This window comes from uncultured Ruegeria sp. (assembly GCF_947504215.1).
In the GTDB taxonomy this organism is placed as follows: Bacteria; Pseudomonadota; Alphaproteobacteria; order Rhodobacterales; family Rhodobacteraceae; genus Ruegeria.
The window spans coordinates 1-12,884 of record NZ_CANNGO010000025.1; the positions used below are offsets into that span (position 1 = coordinate 1).

Here is a 12,884-nt window from a genome sequence, read left to right on the forward strand (position 1 = left end):
AGATCAGACATGTTCACCGCTCGTTTTCGAACCGTGAATCACGCTGTAAGGCGGAAATCAATCGGTCCTGACCCTAGCCTAGCAGCCAGCTCATATGAAATGCCGATATGGTGGATACATTGAAGCTGAGAATGGATTTAGCCGCTCACCTTTGTGCATCAACCAAATCGCTGCGCGATGGTTTGGCTAGTTCTGTAAATCCTGCGCTGAAAAAGGCGACAGCAGTCGCTCGAACACTGGCGCATCATTTGCACCCAGGCGGAAGACAACCATGCTCCCGACATTGCCCAGGATTGCGTCTCTCACAGCCGGATCGGTTTGCGAGAGATGTTGATGGGCCAGTACAAGACCGAGCCCGTATTTGCGCGCCTCAGAAAGCAACCCAGCGAAGGATTTAGTGGTCAGGTTATGAAATTCGTCGACGTATAGAAAATACGGGCGTCGAGCGACTTCGGGCAAACCGTGACGGGTAAATGCAACCTGCATGATACTCGAGGTGATCAGACCCCCCATCACATTGGAAATGTCTGCGCCCAGACGTCCCTTAGCCAGATTGACGATGAGGATTTCACCGCTGTCCATTAGAGATCGAAACCGCAGCGGCTCACGCGGTTCACAAAGGGCCGTCCAGACTTCTGGATGAGCAAGGAATGCCCCAATCTTGTTGGCCACCGGCGCGACCCCGTCCGCGCTGGATTGGTAATTCATCGCCGGATATTCGTGTTTCCAGAAAAAGTGCACCTGGGGATCAGAAACGTTCTCGGTCACCTGTCGCCGAAACCCCTTATACACAAAGAGCTTCAAAAGATCCCGAAGATCAGCTTTTGGCTGTTCTAACAATGCGAGAATGTCGTATCGAAGCACATGCTCCATACGTGCGCCCCACGCATCCGGGCATTGTTTCTTAAGTGTTTCGATGACCCCGGATGCGATGAGCGGACGATACTGCTCTGAGACACGCTTAAGCGGATTGTATCCCAATTGGCAGGTTGGGTCGGCAACATCTCAGTAGTGGTGCTCAATTCCCAGCTTTACATGAAGGCTTTCGGCCAGATCACCATGTGGATCGATGAGGCAGAAGCCGTTGCCAACATGTGCATCCTGCCACGCAAGATTGGAAAGCAGCGTAGATTTACCGGTACCCGTCTGCCCAATCACATATTGATGGAATAGCCGATCTTTTTGACTTATCCCAAAAGGAACCGGATCTTCGTACCAGCGGTAGCCAAAACCGAGAACTGGAACGGTGCGTTGCATCACTCCATTGATCTAGAAAGGCGGTAGCATTACTAGCAGTCACGACATCGGCTGAAGTGATGACATGGATGCCTGCGATATGGCCACTGTTTGACGTCAGCACTTATGGGTCCTAATTAGGGCAATTTGTTATGAGAGTGTTTCTGGCTCATTGTGACCGCTGGGGAGTGGACGATGAGAAAGACACCGAAGTGAGGGGTAAGCGCCTCAACGACGAGATTCCTTACTGTTGAATGGGGGGCTAGAAATTGATCACCTTCAAAATCAAAGAGTGTGCAGGACGCATATCCCTCGCGGGGACAGTCTAGTTCTGCACGTCTATCTTAGGGAGAGATTTGCTCCACGTTGGAGCCAACCCCTCCCTCAGATCTCTAGGCGACTTCACACATACCCCAACACCCCATCATCGTTGAAATCAACGCCGAACGCGGTTTCCACACTGGTGAGAATGGACGCGTCTACCTGGTAGCCGAACAGGTATTGGCCGTCAGCGCCTACGTCCCAGATGACATCTGTGCCGTTGGCATTCGTCCAATAGATCAGATACCCATCTCCGATCGGATCCTCGGCAATGTGTTCAGCCGTGTGCCCTGCATAGTTACTCTCAAAAATGAAGTTATCCAGGTGTGTGACGTCAATGATGTCACCACTTGCGCTTTCAATCGCGAGACGATCATCAGCTGTATCGACAGTCAGCAGCTTCACACCGCTGGTTTCATCACGTTCTGTATAGACGTGGCCAACAGTTCCATCACCATCAAAATCCGTTCCAAAGGCGGTTTCAAACCCAACAAATGCAGATGTGCTGCTATTGTGACCGATAAGATAGGCGCCTTGTTCATCGACCTCCCAAATGACCTGCAACCCATCGGCATGTTCCCAATAAATCAGATAGCCCGCCCCATCTGGATGTGCCTCCGCCTGAAGCGCGGTCCAGCCGGTCAGGGTGCTGTCATTCACAGGCCCATTTTGCGAGGTCACCCGGATTGTCTCTCCGTTGGCGACCTCAATGGCGTAAAAATTACTATCCGTATCAACGGTCAGCAGTTTTACGTCACCGGCCCCGTCGCGCTCCGTATAGATGTGGCCAATGACTCCATCGCCGTTGAAGTCAGCGCCAAAGGCCGTTTCAAACCCTATGAACTCAGGTGTGCCGCCTTGGTGACCCACAGTTGTCGTACCCTGAGCATCGAGCTCCCAGATGGTCTGCGACCCACCAGGGAGCTCCCAATAGATCAAGTAACCCGCCCCATCGGGATGCGCCGCCGCCTGAAGCGCGGTCCAGCCCCCCTGCGTGTTGTCGCTTACAGGCAATCCCAGCCAGGTGACCCGGATGATCTCTCCGCTGGCGGCCTCAATGGCGTAATAATCACTATCCGTATCAACGGTCAGCAGCTTGATATCGCCTGTGACGTCGCGCTCGGTATAGCTGTGGCCAATGACCCCATCGCCGTTGAAGTCAGCACCGAAAGCCGTTTCGTAACCTGTGAATGCAGCCGTGCCAATGCCAGTCCCACCAAGAGATGTTCCGTTCTCATCAACCTCCCAGATGGTCTGCGACCCGTCAGGGTGCTCCCAATAGATCAAATAACCCGCCCGATCGGGATTTGCCGCCACCTGAAGCGCGGTCCAGCCTCCATGCGTGTTATCGCTTACAGGCAATCCTTGCCAGGTGACCCGGATGATCTCTCCACTGGCGGTTTCAACGGCGTAGTAATCACTATCCGTATCAACGGTCAGTAGCTTTACATCACCCGACCCGTCGCGCACCGTATAGCTATGGCCGATGACACCGCTCGCATCGAAGTCAGTGCCAAACGCCGTTTCAAAACCGATGAACTCAGGTGTGCCGCCTTGGTGACCCACAGTTGTCGTACCCTGAGCATCGAGCTCCCAGATGGTCTGCGACCCATCAGGGAGCTCCCAATAGATCAAGTAACCCGCCCCATCGGGATGCGCCGCCGCCTGAAGCGCGGTCCAGCCCCCCTGCGTGTTGTCGCTTACAGGCAAACCTTGGTAGGTGACCCGGATAATCTCACCATTGGCGGTTTCAATGGCGTAGCAATCACTATCTGTATCAACGGTCAGCAGTTTTACGTCACCCGCCCCGTCGCGCACCGTGTAGGTATGGCCAATGACACCGTTCGCATCGAAGTCAGTGCCAAAGACCGTTTCAAAACCGGTGAACGCTGGTGTGCCGCCGTGGTGACCCGCAGTCGTGGTACCCTGTGCATCGAGCTCCCAGATGGTCTGCGACCCATCAGGGAGCTCCCAATAGATCAAGTAACCCGCCCCATCGGGATGCGCCGCCGCCTGAAGCGCGGTCCAGCCCCCCTGCGTGTTGTCGCTTACAGGCAATCCCAGCCAGGTGACCCGGATGATCTCTCCGCTGGCGTTTTCAACGGCGTAGTGATCATTGTCCGTATCTACGGTCAGCAGCTTTACATCGCCTGTGCCGTCGCGCTCCGTATAGGTGTGGCCAATGACCCCATCACCGTTGAAGTCAGTGCCAAACGCCGTTTCAAAACCGACGAACTCAGCTGTGCCGTTAAATTGACCCGCAGTGCTCGCACCCTGTGCATCAACTTCCCAGATGGATTGCGACCCATCAACATGCTCCCAATAAATCAGATATCCGATGCCGCTTGCCTGTGCAGCGACTTGTTTTGCAGTCCAACCCGATGCGACAAAATGATCAAACGTTGCCTGCGTGCCCTGATTGGACACTTCGACAACCGTATCGTTGTCGTCGATCAGATATTTCCCATCTGCACCGATGTGCAAACCAACCCCATCGTGTTGGACCAGGTCGGCAAAAGCGAAGTCGTCTTCAGTGACATCGGAAGCAGAGGTGTTCGCCAGAGTAACTGAGCCTCCGGCCCAGGTGATCACTGTGTCTGCACCAACCTGGACGATGTCAATGTCGTCAAACGTGATGTTCGAGAACTCCAGGAGATCCTTACCATCTTCAAAGTCTTGAATTCGGTCAGCACCAGTCGGACCTGAAGCGTTGAAGACAAAAACATCTTCACTCGCACCACCCGAGAGAAAGTCATCTCCCTTACCGCCTTGCAGACGATCATCTCCCTTACCCCCGAAGAGCCGGTCGTCGCCACCGCCGCCAACCAGCACATCCTCACTATCGTTGCCTTGCAAGAAATCATCTTCTGCGCCGCCAAAAAGACTGTCCTTCCCGTCACCTCCAAACAGTTTGTCCGAGCCTTCATCTGCTATCAGAAGATCCTGACCGCTCACCGCTATCAGGACGTCATCGCCCTTCCCCCCACGGATTACGTCATTGCCGTTTTCGCCAAAAAGCTTGTCATCGCCAAGGCCACCGAGCAGATAGTCATCACCCTCACCACCCAGCAATCTGTCCTGACCGTCTCCGCCATACAAACGATCGCTGCCTGCATTGCCGTTCAGGTGATCATGGCCGTTGCCGCCGACCATATAATCATCGCCAATACCGCCATCTAAATGGTCAGCACCGCCGTCTCCGAACAGGTTGTCGTTTCCATTGCCGCCCAAGACGACATCATCGCCATCCCCGCCAGAGATGAAAATCCCATAGGTATGACCCGTTCCCTGAAGAACATCATTGCCACTTCCGCCATAGACAGCTTCAACACTGTGACCGACCATCACGAAAGACACACCGATTGAATCCAACACCTTAACAGTGTCAAATCCCCATCCACCGTTCACGGTTCCAGAGACCAGATCCGCTGCGTCGATGAACAAGTAGTCATGCCCATCATTTCCATAGATATGATCCGCCCCGGCACCTCCATAGAGAAAATCCGAGCCGTTCCCACCGCGCAAAGTGTCATCACCGTGCCCGCCGGAGAGCTCAAGCCCATGTGTAACACCGGACCCGTCGAGAATGTTGTTGCGGGCATCGCCCGTTACACTGTCAATCGCCTGTTGTCCGATGATAACGTTCACATCATCGTTCGCGCCGATGTCAACATTGGCCGACGCCAGATATGAGAATGAGCCGGAAGCCTTGTAATCAACGCTTTGGGCAATCATCAAAGCAAATTCGCCGCGCGTCATATCGTCGGATGCAAGCATACCAGTCCAGTAGGCAACGTCAGACGCCGATGGGGTCACACCAAACGCATTTTGCAGAACATGCGTGACAAAATCTGTATTGCTCATGGCAGGCAAATCGATCGTGTAGTCGGGCACAACCTCCGACGTTCCTGCCGCCAACTGTGACGCGAGGCCAGCGAGTGAGACCTCTCCGTCATGCGCGCGCGCCACCAACAGCTTATGGCTGAACCCAGCCAGCTCTTTATTATACAGAACAGCAACAAGGCCTACCGCTACAGCTGAGACATATGCGTTGTCGGTGTTGCGCTCTGCCTTGGCGGGATTGAGAAACACATCAAAATTATTTGACGACATATGGCCATTGCCAACAACGATGTGTTCAGAGCTTTCTGAGACTTGTGCCGCAAAGTCCGATCTGCTTACCGACCCATTGGTCAGGCTTGAAAGCGCGGTTGCAAATTCATTGAGACTGGCACCCCGCCCATAGGCATTTGTGTAGATCTGCTGAATAAAGGACGCGTCGGTCATGCTGGAATAACGCATGGTGAACTCATCTGACAGCATCAATTCATCAGCGAAATTCGCAATGTTCAGCTCGCCATTTTCGACATGAGCAATCAGCGTTTCAATCTCTGAGCGGTCCATGTCCCTGTCGAAGAGCGTGTCATACAAACGTTCAGCCTCGGCAATCAGCCGCCCCTTCATGTCCGCGCTCAATCGAACTTCAAAACTTGAGGTGGTGCCATTCTCTGTCTGTGTCAAAGTCCAGGTTTCGACACCGGCACCATCCACCACATGCGCACTCGTATAGCTCAGGTCATCGCTGGTGTAGCTGGTGGTGTAACTGCCATTGCCAACCGGCGACAGATCAATCGTCAAGCTGGTTTCATCGGTGACTATTGTTGTCAGGAGGCCGTCTGCCGAAACGGTTGTTGTTCTTGTGTTCTGCAAATCTCCCTGGGCGTCAAAGGCGTCTTCGACCTGTCGGAAACTGCCATCAGACGCGGTTATCGACGTTACTTCCACGTCATCTATGCCGTCACCGTCATAGTCGCGCACCACTGTGGTTGTGCGCCCGTCAGTACTTATCGTTTCAGTCAAAGCCGATTTGGTGCTTCCATCTGCGTAGGTCGCATCTACAACGCGCGTCTGGGTGCCATCCTCATGCAAAGTGGTGGTGGAGATTTGTGTGACATCAATGTCTCCGTCGCCATCCACATCGGTTCGAACTGTTTGCGTCAGCCCATCAAAGGAAGAAACAACTGTTTCCCGGAAACTGGTCCGTTGCCCGTGTGTTTCTTTGATTTCAGTGATGCGCGCACCCGCTGCGTCAAAACGGATATCAGCTTCGTGTGTTATCTCGGCCTGACCGTCCCCGTTCAGATCAAAGGTGTAGTCTGTCTCAAACCCATTTGCGCTTTCAACACCGGTGATGATGGATGTAGCCGTTGAGGAGGAGCTCAGATCACGCCACGTCGATGTCGTGTTGCGATCCAGATCTTCCTGGACACGCAGATCCCGATCCGCAGTGCCGTCGCCATCTTCATCCACCTGTCTGGTATATGTCCGACCGTCCGCAGACTGTGTGACTGTGACGTCTTGTACCAAGGCAGAGCCAGGCCCGAACTGCTGATCTGATTGCGTCCAGGCGCCATTGGCCTGGGTTAGGAGATCACTGGTGCGGTCTGTTGTGCCATCCCCATCTATGTCGATCGCAGTGGATGAACTCAGACCATTTCCGGATGTGGTTGTCGTGACGGTTCCAATCGTTGCACCTGTACCGTCAAGAGTAGTGGTGCTTTGCACCACATCGCCATCACCTTCGAGTACAGTCGTGCCGGTGGTGACGAACTCGTTGGTGCCATCGCCGTCATAATCTGCGCTCCAGCTGGTGCTCAGACCATCATCGCTTGCTGTGGCGGTTGTTTGAGCAAGCAGCGTACCGCTGCCATCTGCGTAGCTGTGTGTCGTGTTTTGGCTGCCATCTGTCGCCAGCACTGTGGCGGACGTAACAACCAATTCATCAGTGCCATCCCCATCCCGGTCCGTGCGGGTTGTGGTGATCAGGCCGTCATCGCTCACCGTTGCAGAGTTTGCGGCGATCAAAGTACCTGCGTCATCAAAATACTGATCCACACGCGTACGGGTGCCGTCATCGGCGCGCGTTGTTGTCATCACCGCATCGTCGACGCCATTGCCATCAGCGTCCACCATCTGCCTAACAGTACGCCCATCCGCGCTGGTCACGGTTGTGCTGGTACTCAGCGTTGAGCCATCTGCTGCCGTTTGCGTGACCGTGGTCGTCTCGACCCCGGACGCACTCAGATCAATTGTATGGACTCTGGTGAGATCGTCATCGCCATCATTGTCCCAGTCTTCCCGCGTGGTTGTCGTCTGGCCATCAGCCGAGGTCTCTACCACCGAGCTGCTATAAACGCTGCCATCTTCAGCACGCTCCGTTATCACACGGGTTGTCGAGCCATCCGCGTTCAGCGTGGCTGTCGCGGTCATGTCGCGCTCAAAGACACCATTGCCGTCTGCGTCATAGCGAGTTGACGTCACCAGACCATCTGCGCTGGTCACCGACACCATCTGGCTCTGGGTGGAACCGTCATTGTTCGGCGCGGTTTCCGTGACGGTCACCACACCATCATCGCCAATCACCTGGTGAACGCTGCTATCCACGACCCCATCGCCGTCCTGATCCGTGGTCTCCAGCACGTCGCGCCCATTGTCGCTGGTTGTTGTGACCACCTGTGTGCGAAGCTCATCAACCGGACCCGTAACATCCGTGACTGTTGTGGTCACAGTTGTACTGCCATCATCGTTCAACACCGTGACGCTGGTCGTCACGATATCTGCTGACAGATCACCATCACTGTCCGCACGGGTTTCTGTGATCAGACCATCATCACTGACAGAGGTTTCCGTCCGGGTCAGCAGAGAGCCGTCACTGGACTTTGTGTCGACAGTTATCTTCTTCGAGCCATCACCCAGCAGTTCGGTTGTCGAAACGGTTTCCCGCTCAAACGTTCCATCCCCATCCGTATCCGCGGTTGTTGTGGTCACCAGACCATCATCGCTGACGGTGGTGACAGATTGGCTGCGCAGGCTGTTATCCCCGTTGCGCATTATGCCGGTCGTTGTGCGCCCGCCATCCGCGTTCAGAACAGTGGTCTGCGTGGAAGTGGCATCCGTGTCGCCGTCCCCATCCAGATCACTCGCTACCGTTACCGTCAGACCATCCGCGCTGACATCACTCTGCTGCGTGGAGCGTGTCGACCCATCTGCGTTCAAATTGGTTTCGAGCGCGGTCCTACTGCCATCAGCGTGTTTGACCGAGTGTACAACGGTATCTACCGCGCCATCCCCGTTGCTGTCGCTGGACGTGACCGTGTCGCGCCGATCGGCGCTTTGAGAAACAGTTGTCTGCCCCAGCAGCGTCGTTTGATCGCCCGCGTAGCTTGTTACGGTGCTGAGCGTGCTGCCATCCGCATTCGAGAGCTGGGTCGAGACAGATTTGCCATCTGCAGCGCCATCCCCATCAATGTCGGATACGGTGGTCACCGTCAGCCCGTCTGCGCTGGTGGTGATCACCTGCTCGCTGATTGGCGATCCATCCTGGGCGGTCTCTGTGATGGTGCGTGTTGAAGTGCCATCCGCATTCTCAACCGTCACATCCGAGATTGAAAGATCCGTATCACCGTCGCCATCCGCATCGACGCTCGTGTTGACCACAAGCCCGTCTTCACTCGACACCGAAACAGACTTTGCGCTGTAAGTGCCGTCGGCATTGCGGGTCCAGCTGGTGGTGGTCCGTTCTCCGGTTGTCCCATCTACCGTCACGCTCCGGCTCAAATCCGTCGCCTGGAACGTCCCGTCCTGATTGTGGTCAATCCACGTCTCCGAGCTGACCTGGTCACTGCCCAGCGTCACCTTCACCTGACTGCGTACAGACCCATCAGCATTGGTCTGCGTCGTCGTCGTTTCCCGGCTGTCATCAACATTGATCACCGTCGCCTCAACTGTGGTGAGATCAACATCCCCGTCGCCATCCTGATCCACCGCCGAGGATTTGATCAGCGCATCGTCAGATTGGGTATGGGTACTGGTGCTGCGCAAACTGCCATCACCATTCTTGACGGTCTGGGTTGAATGGGTTGACCCATCCGCATTGACTGCAATGCTCAGCTCTTCCTGCGTATCAATCGCCCCATCGCCATCCACATCGCGCGCGATGGTCTTGGTCCGGCCATCAGCCGAGACGCTTTCCGTCACTGAGCTGCGCAGAGATCCGTCTTCGTTGAAATACTCAATCGTTTCCGAGCGGCTGCCATCTGCGTTGATCACGATGCTATGGGTGATGGTCAGATCCACCACGCCGTCGCCATCCTCATCAATCGCATCCGTACGTGTCAGCCCGTCGGCAGAAACCGTTTCCGTCGAGCTGCGGTTCACGCTGCCATCCGGACCGATATCTGTTGTGACAATGGTCATGCTGTCATCAGCATGGGTGGTGCGCACTTCAACCTGGTCGTACCAGCCGCCACCAGTGGAATCCCGCTCGATCGTGACCGTGTTGCCATCAGCGCTGGTGGTTGTCTTTGTCTCGCTGACCAGAATGCCGGTCGTAAAATCGGAGCCCGCCTTGTTGGTGACCGTCTCGCTTTTGCTGCCATCCGGGTTGGTCACTGTATCGATGGTTTGCATGCGATCCACGACCCCATCGCCATTATTGTCATAGCTGTTGGTGATCGAGGTCCCGTCTGCCGTGGTCACCGAGGTGATCGCAAAGGCAATGGTTCCGTCTGCTGCGTACCCCGTTTGCACATGGGTGCGGATACCGGTGTCCGCTATGGTTTCGGTCTCTTCAATGCGATAGCTTGCCGTTTCCGAGACCAGCATTGTATCCGCCACCGTGCCCGTGCTGCCATCGGACCAGGTAAACGTTGTCGTGCCAGTGATGACCGAGCCATCGGGCAGTTCGATATTGGTTGCATCCGCGGTCAGGTCAATCGAGGTGATCCCCAGCTCATCCAGGGTCATCGCCACCAGTGAGCCGTCGGGTTGTGTCACCAGAACCTTGAAGTCAGACCAGGCGTCGTCATTGGCGTCAAATACACCGTCGCCATTGGTGTCAAACACCGACCGCAAGGCTTCAATATCGCTGGTCGCTGTTGGATCCCACTCGGTAAAGACATACTCCCGCGTCTCAGAGATCACCCCATCCCCGTCCGCGTCGTAAAACAAAACACCATTGCCAGCCGCAGCCCAGGCCGTCAGGTTCTGGAGCCCATCGCCAGAGCTGTCCACAAACACCGTCGAGTTCGACAACTCGGTGATCTGAACACCATCCCCGTCCAGGTCTAGGATGATCGGGCGGTCCTCGCCGCTTAGGCCCGTTCCGGAGTTATGCCCGCTCCGGCCCGAATTGCCTCCGCCTGAAGAGGGCCCGCCTCCGCCGCCAGAATTGCCGTCAGGGTCGATACCACCGTGCGTGCCATCAGTGTTCCTGTGATTTGATTTAGCAATTGGTTCTCCAGAGCTTGTATACTCCCGACCAATACGGGCATCGTATTGTCTGCTCGGACTTAAATTATCATACTCGTCACGATACGTCGGATCTGTTGCATATCTTAAATCGTGGATTTTCTGCGCGATTTCGATCGAATCAAGACGTGAGGGACGAGCCATAGGCCGAATTGAAGATGTGGGCGCATAGGATACAGGAATTGTTAGCTGAGGTGCGAGCGTTCCCATGTCCAAGTGCATTGGAATGTTATGGCCAGACCAAGCCAGATAGGATGGAACTCCTGGAGCGGGTTGAGGTAAAGACGGCGCTGGAAGCGTCCCGCTAACAATCTGAATATCTGTTAGACCAAGAAGCGCATCGTCGTATGGCTCCGAAACAGTTACAGCTGAAGCCCACTGACCAATTCCTCTTGGATCATACTGGCGATCAATCGTTTCGGATTTTTGGCGAAATTCAACTGCATCTAAAGCTATTCCACTGTTATCCGAAACATCTTGCTTATGAATTTCTGCCAAAGCTCGCAATTGCTCAGATGTTTGTACACTGTTGAGCGTGAAGCCACTGGCCAATCCTAGATGCACTTCGACATTTGTTTCAGTGATACCATTCGCGATTTCCCCAGACCCACGAACCCCTAGAAATGACTGTCCGTCATTGTATTCTGCTACTAGGCCACCTTCATAGATCGCGCCAATCGGTGCACCGGGGAAATCAAGCTTCGCGCCTGCAATTATACCTAGGCCAAATGATCCGCCATATGTCGTGACTCCATCGACCGTAGTAATTGTAATAGACCCCTTGGCCACAAAGGCACCTGAGATGGTGGTTACGACTTTTTCTTTGCCGTCAGCTGAGTAAGAGTACTCCTCGGATACAGAAATACCCGGGCCATACCCAATTGAAAAACCTAGCTTGATGTTGTCTATGTTGTCTGGATTTCCAAGCGGTGTGCGGCCGCCGCTCAAACCCACACCAATAAACTCGTTTCCAAAATTATAGATGTCTAAAGATGGGGCGAAATCTGACTTAATTCCACCCTTTAGTTTACCACCATTCCCCACGACAAATCCCCCAAGTATTAATTTTCTCCAAGTTTACCTATTCCTAATTACGTAAATTCCGATATGGTAACCAGAAAAAGCAACCCACACAAACCAAATGAATCTAAGCGCCCAAGTTAAATCATCTTGATAGCCATCCAAATGCGAAAGTACAATTTTATTAAATTCACTTATCATGATGTACGACGCTAATGTTGCCACAATTGTAATTATCGGCCTCTTATTCAAAAGCTTTTTGTACATTTTCACGCTTACCCACAGAAATCCGGTCATTAAGTCACTGGATTTAATTCACTACATCGTATTTCGAACGACTCAAATCAAACCAAAGAAAGATATTCTAACATTCTATTTTTCCGATATGGTATCTCGCCAGATTTCGAGTTGTGTTTTAAGAAGCAACCAAACTGACTTACGCTGTTTCGTTTCACACTCTTTAATCCGATGATTACATCTCATTCGATCCAGAAACTTTTCTTCTACAAGTTAAGGAAGAACGCAACGACTTTCTGGTCCACGACCCCAAAAACCCAAACGCAAAGCAATCTTTCCGTGAGGTAAAGGCTATCACCATGAATTCGCAGCGACTTCTCCCGCAACGCAAAACTTACCACCTGCAACCACTGATGAAGCTCCACACGCTATTAGCTGCACAGACCGCTCATGAAATCAAGTCGAAGTAACATTAAGTTTTTAGACGGTGTCACGGTACCCTTAATTCCTGGACGCAGACGAGTTCGATGCAGATTCTCAGGATTCTGCGCCTCTATTTTCCGGATATCCACAGGTCATCGAAAAGTGGCTACCCATTCCTGTCGCTATAGAATTATAGGGCCACCTGCCCTATTCACGTCTTAGCGCGGCGAAGCTTATCCACAGGACACATTGCCCGCAAGTTAGGCTCCAGACTCATTGATTTACAGCCAGAATAGGACTGTAGCCGCGAGCGCGATGGCGGAGAGGAAGACCTTTGG

The 12,884-nt window shown here is 53.8% G+C and carries 3 protein-coding genes; all 3 read right to left on the bottom strand.

What is annotated here, in order from left to right:
• Positions 1-186: 186 nt before the first annotated feature.
• Entirely contained in the window at positions 187-981 is a 795-nt protein-coding gene (locus Q1B21_RS22095) for a type IV secretory system conjugative DNA transfer family protein (protein WP_299893216.1), read from the bottom strand.
• A 24-nt stretch (positions 982-1,005) separates the two neighbouring features.
• The gene (locus tag Q1B21_RS22100; protein ID WP_299893218.1) at positions 1,006-1,257 is read right to left on the bottom strand and encodes a hypothetical protein; all 252 of its coding nucleotides are present in this window, start codon (positions 1,255-1,257) and stop codon (positions 1,006-1,008) included.
• Between the two features lie 381 nt (positions 1,258-1,638).
• Positions 1,639-11,820 (bottom strand): DUF4214 domain-containing protein, encoded by a 10,182-nt coding sequence (locus tag Q1B21_RS22105; protein ID WP_299893220.1) that lies wholly within the window; start codon positions 11,818-11,820, stop codon positions 1,639-1,641.
• Positions 11,821-12,884: the final 1,064 nt, after the last annotated feature.